The organism is Veillonella sp. LMAG:90 (assembly GCF_008679445.1).
Taxonomy (GTDB): domain Bacteria; phylum Bacillota; class Negativicutes; order Veillonellales; family Veillonellaceae; genus Veillonella_A.
Map to the genome: position 1 here is coordinate 2,270,617 of NZ_NAND01000001.1, position 17,351 is coordinate 2,287,967.

Annotated in this window: 16 protein-coding genes and 1 pseudogene; 3 read left to right on the top strand and 14 right to left on the bottom strand. The window is 43.2% G+C overall.

Annotation, left to right across the window (positions count from 1 at the left end; genetic code table 11):
- Nucleotides 1-77: 77 nt before the first annotated feature.
- Together CCC71_RS10045 and CCC71_RS10050 are read left to right on the top strand one after the other, a co-directional pair.
- Nucleotides 78-1,155, top strand: a pseudogene (locus tag CCC71_RS10045) (IS30 family transposase); the annotation flags it as partial.
- Nucleotides 1,156-1,314: 159 nt separating this feature from the next.
- Entirely contained in the window at nucleotides 1,315-2,922 is a 1,608-nt protein-coding gene (locus CCC71_RS10050) for an IS1182 family transposase (protein WP_296333552.1), read from the top strand.
- 290 nt (nucleotides 2,923-3,212) lie between these two features.
- Here CCC71_RS10050 and CCC71_RS10055 read toward each other — a convergent pair whose 3' ends face one another.
- The 11 genes from CCC71_RS10055 to moaC form a co-directional block, all read right to left on the bottom strand.
- Nucleotides 3,213-5,096, bottom strand: coding sequence for an ESPR-type extended signal peptide-containing protein (locus CCC71_RS10055; protein ID WP_296333554.1), 1,884 nt, complete (start codon nucleotides 5,094-5,096; stop codon nucleotides 3,213-3,215).
- Between the two features lie 946 nt (nucleotides 5,097-6,042).
- The gene (locus CCC71_RS10060) at nucleotides 6,043-6,228 is read right to left on the bottom strand and encodes a hypothetical protein (RefSeq protein WP_021840115.1); all 186 of its coding nucleotides are present in this window, start codon (nucleotides 6,226-6,228) and stop codon (nucleotides 6,043-6,045) included.
- Nucleotides 6,225-7,415, bottom strand: a complete 1,191-nt coding sequence (locus CCC71_RS10065) for a YadA-like family protein (RefSeq protein WP_295248254.1) — start codon at nucleotides 7,413-7,415, stop codon at nucleotides 6,225-6,227. The genes CCC71_RS10060 and CCC71_RS10065 overlap by 4 nt, the downstream gene beginning before the upstream one ends.
- Before the next feature lie 41 nt (nucleotides 7,416-7,456).
- A complete protein-coding gene (locus CCC71_RS10070) occupies nucleotides 7,457-7,669 on the bottom strand; it encodes an HNH endonuclease (protein WP_296333555.1) in 213 nt (70 codons plus the stop codon).
- A gap of 182 nt (nucleotides 7,670-7,851) precedes the next feature.
- Entirely contained in the window at nucleotides 7,852-8,964 is a 1,113-nt protein-coding gene (locus CCC71_RS10075; protein ID WP_296333636.1) for an IS1249 family transposase, read from the bottom strand.
- 339 nt (nucleotides 8,965-9,303) lie between these two features.
- On the bottom strand, nucleotides 9,304-9,696 hold the full coding sequence (rpsI, locus tag CCC71_RS10080; protein ID WP_006555777.1) for a 30S ribosomal protein S9: 393 nt from the start codon (nucleotides 9,694-9,696) through the stop codon (nucleotides 9,304-9,306).
- 23 nt (nucleotides 9,697-9,719) lie between these two features.
- Complete coding sequence (gene rplM / locus CCC71_RS10085) at nucleotides 9,720-10,160, bottom strand: 50S ribosomal protein L13 (protein ID WP_296333558.1); 441 nt, start codon at nucleotides 10,158-10,160, stop codon at nucleotides 9,720-9,722.
- Nucleotides 10,161-10,436: 276 nt separating this feature from the next.
- A complete protein-coding gene (murB, locus tag CCC71_RS10090; RefSeq protein WP_021841890.1) occupies nucleotides 10,437-11,375 on the bottom strand; it encodes a UDP-N-acetylmuramate dehydrogenase in 939 nt (312 codons plus the stop codon).
- The gene (locus tag CCC71_RS10095) at nucleotides 11,356-11,709 is read right to left on the bottom strand and encodes a YlbF/YmcA family competence regulator (RefSeq protein ID WP_021841891.1); all 354 of its coding nucleotides are present in this window, start codon (nucleotides 11,707-11,709) and stop codon (nucleotides 11,356-11,358) included. The genes murB and CCC71_RS10095 overlap by 20 nt, the downstream gene beginning before the upstream one ends.
- Before the next feature lie 3 nt (nucleotides 11,710-11,712).
- Nucleotides 11,713-12,204, bottom strand: coding sequence for a tRNA (uridine(34)/cytosine(34)/5-carboxymethylaminomethyluridine(34)-2'-O)-methyltransferase TrmL (gene trmL, locus CCC71_RS10100; RefSeq protein WP_021841892.1), 492 nt, complete (start codon nucleotides 12,202-12,204; stop codon nucleotides 11,713-11,715).
- A gap of 137 nt (nucleotides 12,205-12,341) precedes the next feature.
- Nucleotides 12,342-12,830 carry a cyclic pyranopterin monophosphate synthase MoaC gene (moaC, locus tag CCC71_RS10105; protein WP_264294453.1) on the bottom strand — a complete coding sequence of 163 codons (489 nt, stop codon included), beginning with the start codon at nucleotides 12,828-12,830 and terminating at the stop codon, nucleotides 12,342-12,344.
- A gap of 147 nt (nucleotides 12,831-12,977) precedes the next feature.
- Here moaC and CCC71_RS10110 point away from each other — a divergent pair, with 147 nt between their 5' ends.
- Nucleotides 12,978-13,649, top strand: a complete 672-nt coding sequence (locus CCC71_RS10110; RefSeq protein WP_021841894.1) for a metal-dependent hydrolase — start codon at nucleotides 12,978-12,980, stop codon at nucleotides 13,647-13,649.
- A 397-nt stretch (nucleotides 13,650-14,046) separates the two neighbouring features.
- Here CCC71_RS10110 and CCC71_RS10115 read toward each other — a convergent pair whose 3' ends face one another.
- The 3 genes from CCC71_RS10115 to purH form a co-directional block, all read right to left on the bottom strand.
- Nucleotides 14,047-14,409 carry a helix-turn-helix domain-containing protein gene (locus CCC71_RS10115; protein ID WP_021841895.1) on the bottom strand — a complete coding sequence of 121 codons (363 nt, stop codon included), beginning with the start codon at nucleotides 14,407-14,409 and terminating at the stop codon, nucleotides 14,047-14,049.
- A gap of 126 nt (nucleotides 14,410-14,535) precedes the next feature.
- Nucleotides 14,536-15,807 (bottom strand): phosphoribosylamine--glycine ligase, encoded by a 1,272-nt coding sequence (gene purD, locus CCC71_RS10120; protein ID WP_247239841.1) that lies wholly within the window; start codon nucleotides 15,805-15,807, stop codon nucleotides 14,536-14,538.
- A gap of 12 nt (nucleotides 15,808-15,819) precedes the next feature.
- Entirely contained in the window at nucleotides 15,820-17,349 is a 1,530-nt protein-coding gene (gene purH, locus CCC71_RS10125; RefSeq protein WP_021841897.1) for a bifunctional phosphoribosylaminoimidazolecarboxamide formyltransferase/IMP cyclohydrolase, read from the bottom strand.
- Nucleotides 17,350-17,351: the final 2 nt, after the last annotated feature.

The following is a 17,351-nucleotide window of genomic DNA, read 5'->3' on the forward strand; positions in this document are numbered from 1 at the left end:
ATCCATAGTGAATACCGATTTGTGTTATGATTAAGTTTTCTAATCTAAAATCTTTTACACGAGGTATCGATATCACTATGGACTCTACTAATCATAACACATCATTACGTACAAACAAACACTTATCTTACGAAGAACGCTTTTTTATTGAAAAACAATTACAAGCAGGTGTATCAAAAACAGCGATTGCTAATGCATTAGGCCGTTCTCGTACAACGATTCAAAGCGAGATACAGCGCGGTTCTGTAGAACAAATTAAAGCCGGCAAATGAGTTTTAATGTACTTGGCAGATTATGGACATCTTAACTATGAGAAAACCCGTCAGGGCTCCTTCAACACTCGGAAAGCCGGTATTATTGTACCGTTCCTTTCCCGGGTAGAAAATCAGGTATTAATCCATAAATGGTCGCTTGATGCTGCCGTAGGCTACGCCTTACGTAAGTACTTGTTTGTACGTAATGAAATGGTGTCTACTAAAACTTTATATAACTATCTACATGAAGGTCTTCTCCGTATTAAGCCCATGGATTTACCGTTAGTATTACGTCGTTCTACGCGTAAATCTAATACGCGTAAACACAAGAAAAACCTTGGCAAATCTATTGATCTACGCGATGAGTCTATTCTGACTCGTGAAGAGTTTGGTCATTGGGAACTTGATACTGTCCGTGGCATTAAAGATAAGCATGATGAAGTGATTATTTCCTTATTGGAACGTAAAACACGGGCTTATGTAACGTTGCGTTCTCCGTCAGCTAAAGCAGCTGATATTAAAAAAACGCTAGAAAGCTGGTTGCTAAGCTTCAGTACTCGTGACTCACTACAGCAACTCTGCAAGACGATTACAGCCGACAACGGTCTTGAATTTGCATCTATTGCTGAGTTAGAAACAGAGTATCTACAAGTGTTTTTTGCTCATCCGTATGCAGCTTGGGAACGTGATTCCAACGAACGACACAATGGCTTATTGCGCCGTATTATTCCCAAAGGAACTGCCATTCGTGATGTTTCGGAAGCAACACTTCGACGCGCTACCGATTGGTGTAATACATTACCACGCAAAATTCTGAACTACCGGACACCACAAGAAGTCTTCATTGAAGAAGTTAATAAGTTACCGGGGTTTTAAAAGTGTTCAATTTCATATTGCAATTTACTATCTAATAAAAAATTTAAAAGGGGCTGTAACGAAATACACCCCTAAAAACAAGAATGCGGTTTGAAGATACGAAAGTGTCTTCAAGCCGCATTCTTGCTATATTTGTATAAGAAAAAAGGCCCCGAAGAGCCTTCTTTGTTGGTATAATTAATTTATGAACAGAAACCATATCCAACAAGGCAATTATACTAAACTTTCTGGCTTTCGCCAAGTAGTTTTATCATTGGATTATGGCTTTCAGATCAGACCAAAAGAACCGGTGAGATTACTGGATGCTGTATTGGAGGAACTGGACTATACAAGGTTGCAGCATTTATATTCTTCAAAAGGAAGAAAATCTTTAGTACCTCCCCATCTTTTGTTTAAAGTCTATGTGTTAGCTATGACCGAAGGCATTGTATCTGTTCGCAAAATTGCTGAGCAATGCACTAAAAATATCCATTACATGTGGCTCTTACAGGGCTATCCGACTTCGTCTCATATGGTATTTCATCGATTCTTTCAACGCTTAACTGTTGATGTACTTAGAGATTTGTTATCTCAATTTATTCAAGCATTAAGTGAATTTGACAGCTTAGATTTTTCTGAAGTATTCATCGACGGAACTAAATGGGAAGCCTATGCAAATAAATACACCTTTGTGTGGAAAAAGGCAATTCTTAAGCACTATGCTAAGTTACCGGATAAATTGTTAGTTCTTCAATATGAAATACAAAATCTTTTGGACATAGACGTCTCAGATATGACTGAAGATGAACTATTGGTTTTGCTGGAGCAATCCATACGCGAAAAGCAAATTGAGTTTGTACACGGTACCGGTAAACGAAAACATCCATTGCAAAGAGCTTTTGAATCCTGTTTAGCCTTGCGTGACAAGCGAAATGAATATGATGAAAAGTTAGCTATTCTAGGCTTTCGCAACAGTTACTCTAAAACTGATCATGATGCTACGTTTATGCGACTAAAAGAAGATCATATGTTAAACGGCCAATTAAAACCGGCCTACAATGTTCAACTAGCTGTTCATAGTGAATATATTATGGGCGTTGGCGTATTTCCAAATCCTACAGATACGAACACCTTAATTCCATTTATGCAACAATTAGAAGGACAATACAAACAACACTTTCAATATGTGGTAGCTGATGCCGGTTATGACAGCAACGAAAATCTGGCATGGTTATGGGCTCATGATTACAAAACTTGTATTAAACCAAGTACATATGAATTGAGTAAAACGAAAAAGTATAAGAAAGATATTGGTCGAGCGGATAACATGGTATATGATGAGGCGACCGATACATTTACTTGTGCCAAAGGCCGTACATTACGATTCCAATACATACGCAGAAACAAAAGTAAGACCGGTTTCATTAAGCAAAACCGAGTATACCGGTGTGAAAACTGCAATTATTGTGGCTTACGTAAGGAATGCCAAAAACTTAAGTTCGGAAAACTTCCTAAGGGGAATAAGACGATATATATTGCTACTGATTACCGCGAATTATTAGCCAAAAACAAGGCTGTATTTGATAGTGACTATGGCTTACAACTTCGAGTAAACCGTTCTATTCAGGTGGAAGGTGCTTTTGGCATAACAAAAGAAGATTTTGAATACACCAGGTTCAGGCACCGAGGCAAAGTTAACGTAGAAAAAGATTTATTACTATTAGCTTTTGGATACAATTTACTGAAGCTGCATAACCGAATACAGAAGAAGCGATTAGGTCAACGGTTGTTCGAAACTAATTCTGCTGCGTAATTAAAAGCCAAAAGCTAAAGGCTTATTTAAGTGCGCTAAAAAACAAAAAAACAAGGATATTTTCAGAATTGTTGATTTTGGAAATATCCTTGTTTTAATTGAAAAGGGAGCTGTAACTGAAATGTGAGTTAAAAAACTCAATTTCGTTACAGCCCCTAAAAACCAACTCAAAATGTCCTATAGGCCCCAAAATTTGACAAAGAGCAAAAAAAGTTGGCAGAAAAAGTCTTTAAGTCTTTTCTGCCAACTTTCATATTCACGCCAAAATAAATGCGGTCGTCAAACCCAGCTTATTTCTTCTGTGCGTCTTTTGCTGTTGCATCTTTTGCTTTCGTCTGCGCTGCGCGGAGATCCGCGATTGCAGCCTTCAGCTCTTCTACTTCCTGACTAAGAGCACTGATCTTTTTCTCCATAGCAGCTTTGGAAGCCGGTGCATGGTTGCTATGACCGAGTTTCAGGCTTACGCCTGCATTCACCATATTTTCTCCATTGCCGAAGCTGCCACCGACAGAGAACATCGTGTCTTCATTTGGGCGATAGTATGCACCGAGCGCCACGGCACTTGCACCACTGTAGTTGCCATAGCCTGCTGCAAAGTCCCACTTATCCTCCGGGTCGAAATCGAGCGGATGGAGTGCGGCGAGAGCAGCTGCCCCTGCACCGACCTTGTCCACACGATTGTCCAGCCTATTGATTGAATTACCAAGAAGCGAAATATTGCTAGCATTATCCTTTACCAGCTGATTTGTCGCATACAGCTGTCCGCCATTCACGGCATCCTTGGAGCCTTCCTCAATCTTTCCGTCTTTTACATTCGTGATGGTCTGATTATTGGCATTCAAGCCGTCTTTGCTCACATAGGTCTTGTCGCCGATGGAAAGGCCCTTCGTATCCATCTTTGTTTCGCCTGTGGTGACGCTATGAAGCTTCTGATCCGGGTTCAGGCTCAGCTGATAGTCCTTACCACCCGCTGCATTGGTTCCCTCTTGGATCTTGATATTTGCATCGTTAGTAGAAACACTGCTGTGTTGACCTGCTACAGCAGCTACACCAGACAGTTTCTGGTTTAGCTTGCCAATCGCCGTTGTCGAGCTGTCTCCGTCTTTGATATCCCCCTTGGTGACAGCACTGTATTTCAAATCTCCGACCTTATTGTCCAGATTGTTTACTGCATCGACGACCGTCGTCTTACTCCCATCTTTGTTCTGAAGCTCTTTGTGAATATTGCCTATATTGCCCACATCAGAAGCTTTCGCTGAATCTGCGACAGCATTTTTCAGCTGCCCTACATTGACAGCATCGGTATCCGACGTACCTGCTGCTACGCCGGAAATCTTGCCTTTTTCATCGATAGTTACCTTACCAAGTTTAGCGGAATTCGGAGTGATTTGGCTGTAGTTGCCGCTTGCATCGCCTACGAACAGCTCGCCATCACGCAGTTTGGAATTACCGGTGAATACGCCATTATTCAGAACTACGTTGCCGATTTCGCCTGCGGTTGCGGTTACTTTGCCGTCTTTATCTACCACCAATTTGCCGTTGGCAGCATAGAATGCGCCGTTGCTGTTTACGAAGAACGGCATGGTGCCGTTTTCATTTGCAGTACCTACGGACAGGTTGTATTTTGCATTCAGTGCATTGGTTTTAATCGCATTGGCCCCTATGATATTGCCGTCTTTGTCAATACTAACCTTACCAAGTTTAGCGGAATTCGGAGTGATTTGGCTGTAGTTGCCGCTTGCATCGCCTACGAACAGCTCGCCATCACGCAGTTTGGAATTACCGGTGAATACGCCATTATTCAGAACTACGTTGCCGATTTCGCCTGCGGTTGCGGTTACTTTGCCGTCTTTATCTACCACCAATTTGCCGTTGGCAGCATAGAATGCGCCGTTGCTGTTTACGAAGAACGGCATGGTGCCGTTTTCATTTGCAGTACCTACGGACAGGTTGTATTTTGCATTCAGTGCATTGGTATTAATCGCATTGTCATTGATAGTAGTTGTTGTTTGTGCCTCGCTCATTCCCATAACGCTAGTAAGAGCAAATGCAGCTAAAAGAGCGGCAGCGCATGTACGTGCAGGTTTTCCTTTTCCATGTCTTTTCGCAATCTCAGAAACCACAATATAGCAATTCTTCGTTTTGCTCCAAACAACTTTGTAATCCAAATTCATGATACATCCTCCTCTTCCCTTGAAATACAGTGTAAAACGATAATCCACTTTACTTTTACTAACCATTCACTATTTTTCTTGTCACTCAATTGTTTGCTAAATAACATCTCTTGCAGCATTAGGACCACTGTCTCTCCACAATACTGGCAATAGAGCAAGCGATAAAACATAGCTTTATCCCTTTCACGATGTTTCCAGTACAGCTTTTCACATGGTTTAGAACAAAAGCGGCACCATCTATCTCTAGCGCCTAATACGTTGATCTTCTTGCCAGATTTCTTACAAACACAGGGAGCGTAATGGCCTTAATAGCAAATCCTCAAAATACTTCTTTTCCATGTCGTTATGTCGTTATAATGATTTCCTTTTGTACAGCAAAATCAATATTTCCAACGACTCTTTCGCCACACTATGATGATCACAGACTCTCCTTCCCAAGAATTAGATAAAACAACAAAGAGGCCCCCCTCCTCTCTTCGGTTTCCCAGCATTCCTTGATTTCTTCTGTTGTTTCATGAAGGGCTACTCCAAAAATGTTGATCATATAATAGCGATTAAGGTTTCATGTCTACACGAGGCCTAATAAAATACTTAACTATACCACTTACTTCTAAGTTCCGTCAACATCTTTTTTTGGGGCCTAATATAAGTTTATAAAGAAAAAGAAGAATTACCTTTTATCTCTTGCTGAATCATTGCATATTCATTAAAATTCAGTATAAGCCATCATTACTTTCATATGAAATTTGAAAATTTCTGAAAATTTCAAATTTGTTTCACAAAAATGAACAGATAAAAAGGCAGTACAAGAAATATCAGTTCTCATACTGCCTTTACTTTGGTAAGATGCGCCCTAAAAGCGAGAAATCTCTATAGCGCCGCACCTTCCCTGCCATTCTCATTGAGCCTACATAAGAAGTTGTTTAAAAAGGAAGATTCCACCTACTTATGATCTTTCGGTCTTGGCTATACGAACACGTTCGACCGTCGGTTTGCCATCTTTATCTGTATGGACAGCATCCACAGTAAAACATTCCAGTTCCGGAGCGAATTCCGTAAACATCCGATCCGAAAGAACGGCACCCTTTTCCATCGCTCTAAAAAGCATGGTCGCAAATTCGTAACGCGTCATCGGACGCTCCCCTCGTATTTTCCATCTGGATAGCCTGCAATGACGCCATTGGCTTTCAGGATAGAGAGCTGTTCATAAGCCCAGTGATTCTGAGACACATCCGGGAAGAGTTGCAGCTTCGACGTATTCCACTTCCGGCCAGCATGTCCATCCAGAAGTGCAGACTTGAATGCCTCGACTTCCTTGCGAAGCTCCTTGATTTCCTTCGCCATAGCGACTTTGGAAGTAGAAACATGATTTCCCTGCCCAAGCTTCACACTCACGCCCGCATTCACCATATTCTCTCCATTTCCAAAGCTGCCTCCGACAGAGAACGTCGTGTCTTCATTTGGACGATAGTATGCACCAATGGCCGCCGCATTCACGCCATTGTAATTGCCATAACCTGCGGCAAAATCCCACTTATCATCCGGGTCGAAATCGAGCGGATGGAGTGCTGCAAGAGCAGCTGCCCCTGCACCGACCTTATTCACGCGATGAGCGAGCCTGCCAAGCGCATTTCCCAAGCTGGAAATATTATTTACATTATTGATGACCATCTGATTCGTGTTGTATAGCTGACCGCCGTTGACTGCATCCTTGGAGCCTTTTTCGACTTTGCCGTCAGCCACATGAGTTACCTTGTTGCCATTGGCATTCAGGCCATCCTTGGTCACATAGGTCTTATCACCGATGGAAAGACCATCATTCGTGATCTTGGTATCACCTGCGCTCAAGCCATCCTTAGTAAGAGTGACTTTGTCCCCGACCTTGATACCATTCGTATCCATCCTTGTATCACCTGTGACAACGCTAGTAAGATTCTGTTTTTTGTTCAGGCTTAGCGCATAATCCTTGCCACCCGCTGCATTGGTTCCCTCTTGGATCTGGATATTTGCATCTGTAGTAGAAACACTGCTGTGCTGACCTGCTACAGCAGCTACGCCAGACAGTTTCTGGTTTAGCTTGCCTATCGCCGTTGTCGAGCTGTCTCCGTCTTTGATATCACCCTTGGTGACAGCACTGTATTTCAGATCTCCGACCTTATTGTCCAGATTGTTTACTGCATCGACGACTGTCGTCTTACTCCCATCTGTATTCTGAAGGTCTTGGTGAATCTTGCCTATATTGCCCACATCAGAGGCTTTCGCTACATCGGTAATGGTGACCGCACCGATCGTCTTGCCAGTCTTATCGACGACATCCATCGCAACTTTGTTGTCTGTACCTACGCTGTATTCTACCACCTTTACTCGATGTCCCGGTCTTCGGTCATCGTCTTATGGTCATGGCAGCTCTTGCAAAGGGGCTGCCAGCTCTTCTCATCCCAGAACAAATCCGGGTCGCCGCGGTGTGGCTTGATATGATCCACAACGGTTGCCAGGACGAGCCGTCCCTTTTCCTTGCAGCGGACGCACCAGGGATGACGTTTCAGGAAGAACCTCCTGGCTTTCTGCCACACTCTCCCGTAGCCACGCAGCCCCGCGCTCTTCCGTTCCCCCTGGCACTGCCGTTCATGTTCATCACAATACTTCCGTCCATATGGCACCAGTCTCGGGCATCCCGGATACCTGCACGGTGTCTGTGGTCTTCTTGACATTCGTATCAGGCTTATAGGACAAAAAGTGTGTGTGGCTTTTTTAGTTAATCCCAATAAATTGGAAATTCCGTGGACATATGAAACTCATTCCAAATAATGGCATCCCCCCATTGCGGTAAGATATTATCAACACGGTTATTCCGCATTATCCTACGGTAAGTAGCAGCGATTGTTTTATCTGTAGACATACATTTTAATATTTCAGCAACAGGAAGCGGTCTAGGTGAGTGCTCGTAACACCACCAATAGACCGCTTTTAATCGTCTTTCTAAGGATAACCCTCTGTGATCTCGTAACATCCCCCTAAGTTGCGCATTAACACCTCCTTCCAGTCGATTGTTCGTTGTAGGTACGGAAATATCTACAAACGTCAGGTAAGTAAATAGAGTGTCATCTCTAATTAATCGTAAAAGTCCTGCCTCAGCTTTTAAGAGGCGTTCATGAGTAGCCCTTTTATTCCCATTTTCGTCGACTGTCATTTCACGTAAGAAGTCATCAAACTCTTCTCTCCAAGCTAATAATCCATCAATCCAAGTATAGGCATCATCTATCGATTGAATCTTAAATAAACGCTTTGCCAGTTCATATAAAGCCTTGCCGGCTATTGTTTTTGGTGCAGAAGTTGTATACCTTCTTACTTGTGCAAAAACATGAAATAAGCAGCGTTGATGGTTACTTGTCGGCCACCTCTTTGCTAAGGCCTTAGCAAATCCAGACCCGCCATCTGAGATAACAACACGCGGAGGAGCAATGCGGTCCATTAATGCTTGCCAAGCTCTAGAGTTCTCATATCTACATACATACCAGCCTAACACATGGTCCTTACTACAACAAATAAGAACACAGAGCTTACGCGTTAAGTATATGCCGTCAAAGTAAAGCACATCATATACTTCCTCAATCTTTGGAGGGAGGCACCATATGGACCAAAATTTAGCGGTTTTACGTCTAAATGTACGCCCTCCTCCAGGCATATCCTGCTGCAACTGTTTACTAAATAACCATTTTAAAAACAGCTTTAGATCATTACTCTCGGTGTTAATTGTGTTAGTGAAAGCGACTTTACAGTGCTTACAAAACCATCGCTGAGAACCGGATTTCAATATACCGTGTTTTATACATTTTCGACCACAATCAGGGCAAACTACTTGTTTAATATTAATCATCCTCCTATTTATGTTTTTATTTAGGAAGATATAATACCATTGTAGTCAGTAGCTATGTGGGTTCCCGCATGTTTCTACACACACTTTTTGTCCACCCTTTATCTTTGTCAAAAAAGATAAAAGTGCTACAAACCCAGTATCTATCTAGGTTTGCAGCACTTTCTACACACACTTTTTGTCCTATAACTCAAAACATGCTAAATATTGGTTAGCAGCATGAAAAAACTGCCACCGGAAACCGGTGGCAGATACAAAACTAATTTTATTTTTTCGAGTGTCTACTTGACGGGTAGCAGTTCAAAGCCTGTAGGGGTTTTGAAAAAGCAAGTATTAACGTTTCGAGAACTGGGATGCTTTACGAGCTTTTTTGAGACCGTATTTTTTACGTTCTTTCATACGTGGGTCACGAGTCAAGAAACCGGCTTTTTTGAGGGACTGACGAAGTTCTTCGTCAACGCCGAGCAACGCACGGGAAATACCGTGACGGATTGCACCTGCTTGACCGGATGGACCGCCACCTTCAACGCTGGCGATTACATCATATTGTTCAACCGTACCGGTAAGGTTAAGCGGTTGTTTTACAATCAATTCCAAAGTCTTACGACCGAAGTATTCGTTTAATTCACGTTTGTTAATCGTGATTTTACCTGTGCCCGGTACCAGACGAACTCTGGCAACGGAAGATTTTCTACGGCCTGTACCGTAGTACTGAGCTACTGCCATGTGTATGTTCCTCCTCCCGGAAATTACCGAATATCAAATTCCAAAACTTCAGGTTTCTGAGCTGCATGTGGATGTTCAGGACCTGCATAAACGTTCAATTTGCGATAAATCTGAGGGCCTAATTTGTTCTTAGGAAGCATCCCGCGAACTGCCATTTCCACAACGCGTTCAGGGTGTTTTGCCAACATGTTACCAAGAGTAACGAATGTGGAACCGCCCGGATAACCGGAATGACGGAAATACATTTTCTGTTCTAATTTTTTACCTGTGAAACGAACTTTCTCAGCGTTGATTACGATAACGTGGTCACCGGTGTCAACATGTGGTGTGAAAGCTGGTTTATTTTTGCCCCGAAGAACTTTAGCTACTTCGGCAGCAAGGCGTCCTAAAGTTTTACCTTCAGCGTCAACAACATACCATTTCCGTTCGATAGTGTTCGGATTGGCCATATATGTGGTTTTCATGCTGCTAATTCCTCCTCATAACGACTAACTTTACCAAAAAGCATCCTGCTCTCTTTCCGGGGCTAATGGAATAAGATTCAAATGCTTACCGAAATATTATACATGGTTAACATCAGTGATGTCAACCACATTTTAATATTTCTAGATATAATAATTTTTGCCCTACTTAGAATACTCTCGATAGAGAGAGTACCCCGTTCGGGCAAAAGCTTATATAAATTTTTTACTCCTCTTCAATGATTCAAGAGGCGTTTCGCGTACAAAATCAAAATATTCTTACTTTTGAGCCTTTTCACCGATAATGCGCACTTCCGTCTCCAGATTAACGCCATGTGCTTCCGCAACCCGGGCCTGGACACTGTGAATTAAATTCAGCACATCTTCAGCCGATGCCTGTCCTTTATTAATAACAAAACCGGCGTGTTTTTGGGACACTTCCGCATCACCCACAGCGAGGCCCTTAAGACCGGTCTGCTCAATGAGCGTCCCTGCAAAATATCCCGGTGGCCGTTTAAACGTAGATCCCGCACTGGCATATTCAAGGGGTTGCTTACTCTCACGGCGTTGCGTAAAATCTTCCATGAGGGCCAAGATTTCATCCTTATCGCCATCTTTTAAGCGAATATCTACTTCGCCAATGATTTCATGACTTTCATGAAAACGACTGTGACGGTAAGCAAACGCCAATTCTTCCGCGCTGTATTCTCTTACCTGACCGGCCATATCAACGGCACGTACCTTGGTTACTACCTGACACATTTCACCACCATAGGCGCCGGCATTCATGAATACAGCACCACCGAGCGTGCCCGGAATGCCGATGGCAAATTCCAAGCCCGTAAGACCGGCCGCATAGGCAAACTCCGACGCGTCTTTTAACATATAACCGGCGCTGATGGTTAACACCCCATCAATCGCTGCCATAGTCTCACGCATATCACTTAACGATAAAACGACACCGCGAATGCCGCCATCCAGCACCAATACGTTGGAACCACTGCCCAACACGGTAAGCGGTACACCCGCTTTATGAATAGCTGCCAATACTTGGCTCAACTGTAACATGGTCTGCGGCGTCACGAAAATATCCGCAGGCCCGCCGATTTTAAACGTCGTATGAGCTGACAAAGGCTCATCGCAGCACAGTGAACCGGGTGCAACCAAATGCTGTAAATCAGTATAAAGATCTTGTAGATTACTGTTTATCTTTTTCAAGAATTTTCATTCCTTCTGTAATAGGTTCACTGATAATACGATAAATATCATTGGAAACTTGAGTCCAGCGTACATGAGCTTGTAAATACGCTTGAGCACCGGAGTTAGCTTGAATCATAGGCATTAATTCTTCCAATTTTTTACCGATTTCTTCCGCTTCAGGTGCTTCTGCCATTTTAGCGTATTCCCATTGCATCTGTTGCATCAAGAATTGTTCAATTAAACCTTTAGCAGTGCTGTCACCTTCAACAGCAGCTTGCGCATCCATCAACGCTTTATATTCTTCACTTTCACGCATTGCTTTTTGTAATTCGTAAGCCTTATCGTAATTCATTTTTTAAATTCCACCTTTCATTGTTAAATGACCAAAGTTTCTTAAATCCGGAAAATTCAACTGGCGCATCGCTTCATAGGCGATAATCGCCACCGAATTGGATAAATTCAAGGATCGGGCTTCCGCAATCATGGGGATGCGAATTGTGTGGTCATAATTCGCCGCCAACAAGTCTTCCGGTAACCCTTTAGTTTCTTTACCGAAAACCAACATGTCGCCGATTTGATACTCTACTTCGGCATAGGTATGTTTCGCTTTAGTCGTTGCATAGAAATAACGACGATCGGGATATTTATCATATACTTCTTGTAAGTTTTCATGAACCTGTACATCCACCAGATCCCAATAATCGAGACCGGCTCGTTTTAAGTATTTATCTTCCAACTTAAAACCCAACGGTTTTACCAAATGTAAGGTCATGTGATTGGCCGCGCAAAGGCGGGCAATATTTCCTGTATTACCGGGAATTTCCGGTTCTACCAATACAATTTCCATAATACACTCTTTTCTGTCATTGAATCTATTTAGTCTAATATCTTATTTTACCTAATTATGGAGTATGGTTCAAGTCTTTATTGAGGATAGGGTACTTTATCTTTGAAAACACCACTTAGTATATTTCATTCTAAAATTTACTTAGCCGGTCGATTATTATTAACAAAATGACCGCTCTTGCCACCCGCTTTTTCCACTAAATAAACAGGCCCCATAACCATACTCTTGTCGATGGCTTTGCACATATCGAATACCGCAAGGAGCCCCACTTGTACAGCGGTTAACGCTTCCATTTCGACTCCGGTTTGACCTGATGTTTTAACCGTAGCTTCAATGCGCACGGCCCGGCGTTTTTCATCAAGCTCACAAATAACAGCCACCTTGCTGAGCATCAAAGGATGACACAAAGGGATTAAATCCGATGTTTTCTTGGCGCCCATAATCGCCGCCAGTTGAGCCACCGCCAAAACATCGCCTTTTTTCATAGTCCCCGCCTTAATGCGCTCATAAATTTCCGCATTAACCGAAATATAGCCTTCCGCCACCGCCGTTCGGGCCGTCACCGCCTTTTCACTCACATCTACCATGCGAGCATTACCGGCTTCATCAAAATGTGTCAATTCCATAATCTATCCTCTATTATTTCCAACAGCTTACAATATGTAAAATCCATATAGTTTGAAATATGTAAAATTTATGTAATTCAATCTATTTCTATGGTATCATTAATTATAACAGTAGTCTAATATTTAAATCACAAGGAGGCGTCTTTTATGGAAGTCAAATTAACGTATTACGGTCATTCTACCTTTATGTTATCCAACGGCGAAATATCTATCGTATTTGATCCGTTCTTCAACGGCAATACTTGGGAAAAAGCCAAACCGGAAGATATTAAATGCCAATATATTTTTATCAGCCACGGCCACGGCGACCATTACGGCGATGCGGACCTTATTGGCAAAGCCAATGATGCCCTCGTAATATCTACCGCCGAAGTGGCGCACAAAGCCGAAGAGGCCGGTCTTAAAGCTCACGCCATGCATTTGGGCGGCAAACACGACTTTGAATTCGGTTCCATCCGCCTTACCCCTGCCTTCCACGGTGCCGGTATTCCGGGCGGTCATGCAGCAGGCGTTATCGTTACTTTCTACGATAAAACACTCTACTTTGCCGGCGATACGGCTTTCTTCAGCGATATGCAGTACTTAAATCGCTTTGGTCAATTGGATTACGCATTATTACCAATTGGCGATAACTTTACCATGGGACCGGAAGATGCGCTACTCGCAGCGTCCCTCATCAAAGCAGACGTAACCATTCCGATTCACTACAAAACTTGGCCGGTTATCGACGAAGAGCCGGATGCCTTTGTGGCAGAACTAAAAGCTAAGCACAATCAAAAAGGCCTCGTAGTTGAACCCGGTTCGACGATTACACTGTAAAAACAGCCCAGCATAAATCAGTCGCTAATTAAACATCATGGCAGTACCTATTATTTTATCGTAATAGGTACTGCCATTTTTATTTTACAATCACTTTTTTCAATATAATTTAACCACGTGCCAAAACACCGATTTTTATATCAAACATATCCATAAATCAATAATATCAATCTACAGACCATGGCCTATAGTCTATCAAAAGCCAAAAAGGAGCTGATCTCAACGTAGAACATTGAGACCGAACTCCTTTTTAGTACTTCGTCTATTTTAATGCATACATACCATTACTCACAACTAAAAATCAATTCGATGTATTCATTACTGTATTATGAATAGGCTAAATATAGCTACAACTACTATAGTCATTCATATCAATTCGATTACCTTATGGGGCACCTTATTTCTCGACTTTATCGACTACCGGGTCGTATTTTTCAAAAAAAGCGGCCAACTGCTTGCGCAGTTGTTGACGCTGTGACGGCTTCAAGGCGTATCGTTTGCCATTAAAAGCTATTTCCTTGTTTTTAATAACAGCCCATAAGTCGTAAACCAGAGGTGCACTAGGCTTAACCTCAGCCAATTCATCTAAGGATACACCATAATATACGGCTAATTGCTTCAACGTTTCTAAATCGGGCTCGCGATAACCGGTTTCATAGTTGGAAAGGGCTGCATTGCTAATCCCTACACTATGTGCTACTTCCAACTGGCTTTTGCCGGTCCTCGTCCGAACTCGTTTAAGATTTTTGTATAACGCCATACTATCACGCCCCGCTTCATTAGCCTATCATATACTACTCAAAATAGATAAATTGTGTTATTATTATACACCTATTTTTCAATAGGCGTAAATAAGTTGATTTGAAACTTCACAAATTGATGAATTTTATCTCAAATGAGCAAATGCTTTTTGACCAATGTCTTTGCGATACTGACGCCCTTCAAAGCCTACTTTGGCTACTCTTTCGTACGCTACATCCAAAGCTACCTGCAAATCGGCACCAAGACCTACAATACCGAGCACACGACCACCGGCAGTCACAAAATGGCCATCTTTATAAGCGGTTCCCGAATGGAATATTAAGGTATTATCAGTAAAGCTCAAGTCGCCGTCAATTACATCATCTTTGTGGGATGTTTCCGGATAACCGGCAGAGGCCAAAATAACGCAAGCTGCGCTACCTTTTTTCCATGCCACCATATCTTCGGTTAAAGTCCCTTTAGCACAAGCCATCATAATCTCGCCTAAATCGCCATCCAATAAAGGCAAAACAACCTGTGTTTCCGGATCGCCGAAACGGGCATTAAATTCTACTACTTTAGGGCCTTGCGGGGTAATCATAAGGCCTGCATATAAGCAGCCTACATAGGGCATGCCTTCTTTTTTCATCGCTGCCACCATAGGTACCAACACCTTATCGTACGCTTCTTTAAGCAATGCGTCCGTCATTACCGGAGCCGGTGCATAGGTCCCCATGCCACCCGTATTCGGGCCTTTGTCACCGTCAAAAATACGTTTATGATCTTGCGAAGCAATCATCGGCACTACCGTGGTACCATCTACGAAAGCCAATAAAGACGCTTCTTCGCCGCTCATAAATTCTTCAATAACTACCGTATGACCGGCATCGCCGAAGCGATTAGCGGAAAGCATGTCCACTACGGCAGCTTTCGCTTCCTCTACGGTCATGGCTACAACAACGCCTTTACCGGCAGCGAGGCCGTCCGCTTTAATAACGATAGGCGCACCGGTTTCATCGATGAAAGCTTCTGCTTTTGCCACATCATCAAAAACACCGTAAGCTGCTGTAGGAATGTTGTATTTTTTCATCAAGTCTTTGGCAAATACCTTGGACCCTTCCAATTGAGCCGCTGCTTTTGAAGGACCGAATACGGCAATGCCCGCTTCACGCACCGCATCGGCGAGGCCTGCTACGAGCGGTGCTTCCGGTCCGATTGCCACCAAGTCGATATTTTCTTTTGTCAAAAAATCAGTTACGGCACCAAAGTCCTGCCAATCAATAGCTATGCACTCTGCCACATCTTCCATGGCTTTACTGCCCGGAATGGCATATACTTTTTCAACCGAATCACTTTGAGCCAATTTCCACGCTAAGGTGTGCTCACGACCGCCGCCACCAATTACACAAACTTTCATAAAGCCTCCTCATTAATGTTTAAAATGACGAACATGAGTGAATACCATGGCAATGCCCGCTTCATCGGCTTTAGCAATGGATTCTTCATCACGAATCGATCCGCCCGGTTGGATAATGGCTGTAATGCCGTGTTCTGCTGCCGTCGCTACGGTATCGCCGAATGGGAAGAATGCATCCGATGCGAGGACTGCGCCCTTCACTTTATCGCCTGCTTCTTTGAGGGCAATTTTAGCGGCGCCCACACGGTTCATCTGACCGGCGCCAACGCCTAAGGTCTGCTTATCTTTAGCAATTAAAATAGCATTGGATTTTACATGTTTTACCATCTTCCAGGCAAAGCGAAGTTCTTCCCACTGCGCTTCGGTCGGTTGAACTTTCGTTACTACTGTGTAAGATGCTTCATCTTCTTTCAAATCATCTTCTGTCTGTACCAATAAACCGCCGGATACTTTTTTCACTACTACTTGGTCCGCTTTCGGCTGAGCCAATTCAACGAGGCGAATATTTTTCTTCGCCGTCAAAATGCTGAGGGCTTTCGCCGAGAATTTAGGCGCCATAATAACTTCCAAGAAAAGTTTGCTCATTTCCGTAGCCGTTGCTTCATCCACTTCGCGATTTAAGGCTACGATACCGCCGAAAGCCGATACGGAATCCGCTTCGTATGCTTTGACGTAAGCTTCGTGCAAATCCTTACCAATGGCAGCGCCGCAAGGATTAGTATGTTTAATGATACAAGCAGCCGGTTCTTCAAATTCCCAAACCATATTCCAAGCCGCTTCCATATCAACGATATTATTGTAGGATAACTCTTTGCCGTGAAGCTGTTTCATGGCCCCCATACCGGACACTTCGCCGATTTCTTTGTAAAAAGCCGCTTTTTGATGCGGGTTTTCACCGTAGCGAAGGTCGGTAACTTTTTCATAAGCCTGTAAGTATTCCGGTGGGAACGGTGTCTGACCGAGCTGTTCGCTGAAATAGTTGGCAATGGCCGTATCGTAAGCCGCTGTATGAGCAAACGCTTCTTTGGCCAAGGCAAAGCGGAAATCACGACCCAAGTCGCCGTCAGCTTTGAGGCGAGCAATGACTTCGTCATAACGTTCCGGATTTACTACGATGCCTACGAAGGCATTATTTTTAGCAGCGGAACGAACCATGGTAGGACCGCCGATATCAATATTTTCAATGGCTTCTTCAAGGGCCACATTCGGTTTGGCAATGGTTTCACGGAACGGGTACAAGTTAACAACCACCAAATCAATCGGTTGAATACCATGTTCTTCCATAGCTTTTACATGTTCTTCATTGTCGCGTACCGCCAAAATACCGCCATGCACCATAGGATGCAACGTTTTCACACGACCATCCATCATTTCAGGGAATTTAGTCAATTCATCCACTTGATGCACCGTAACGCCTGCATCAGCGATGGCACGGAAAGTACCGCCTGTGGAATAAATGGTGACACCTAATTCCGCCAAGGATTTGGCAAAATCTACAATGCCGGTTTTATCGGATACACTGATGAGTGCATTTTTAATCATAC

Bases quoted from the DNA above. Each gene is read 5' to 3' on its own strand.
- moaC (WP_264294453.1), bottom strand. From the start codon at position 12,830: ATGGAATTGACACATTTTGATGAAGCCGGTAATGCTCGCATGGTAGAT.
- rpsI (WP_006555777.1), bottom strand. From the start codon at position 9,696: ATGGCAGTAGCTCAGTACTACGGTACAGGCCGTAGAAAATCTTCCGTT.
- CCC71_RS10055 (WP_296333554.1), bottom strand. From the start codon at position 5,096: ATGAATTTGGATTACAAAGTTGTTTGGAGCAAAACGAAGAATTGCTAT.
- trmL (WP_021841892.1), bottom strand. From the start codon at position 12,204: ATGGAAATTGTATTGGTAGAACCGGAAATTCCCGGTAATACAGGAAAT.
- CCC71_RS10095 (WP_021841891.1), bottom strand. From the start codon at position 11,709: ATGAATTACGATAAGGCTTACGAATTACAAAAAGCAATGCGTGAAAGT.
- rplM (WP_296333558.1), bottom strand. From the start codon at position 10,160: ATGAAAACCACATATATGGCCAATCCGAACACTATCGAACGGAAATGG.
- CCC71_RS10065 (WP_295248254.1), bottom strand. From the start codon at position 7,415: ATGGATGTCGTCGATAAGACTGGCAAGACGATCGGTGCGGTCACCATT.
- purD (WP_247239841.1), bottom strand. From the start codon at position 15,807: ATGAAAGTTTGTGTAATTGGTGGCGGCGGTCGTGAGCACACCTTAGCG.
- CCC71_RS10110 (WP_021841894.1), top strand. From the start codon at position 12,978: ATGGAAGTCAAATTAACGTATTACGGTCATTCTACCTTTATGTTATCC.
- CCC71_RS10115 (WP_021841895.1), bottom strand. From the start codon at position 14,409: ATGGCGTTATACAAAAATCTTAAACGAGTTCGGACGAGGACCGGCAAA.
- CCC71_RS10050 (WP_296333552.1), top strand. From the start codon at position 1,315: ATGAACAGAAACCATATCCAACAAGGCAATTATACTAAACTTTCTGGC.
- CCC71_RS10060 (WP_021840115.1), bottom strand. From the start codon at position 6,228: ATGACGCGTTACGAATTTGCGACCATGCTTTTTAGAGCGATGGAAAAG.
- purH (WP_021841897.1), bottom strand. From the start codon at position 17,349: ATGATTAAAAATGCACTCATCAGTGTATCCGATAAAACCGGCATTGTA.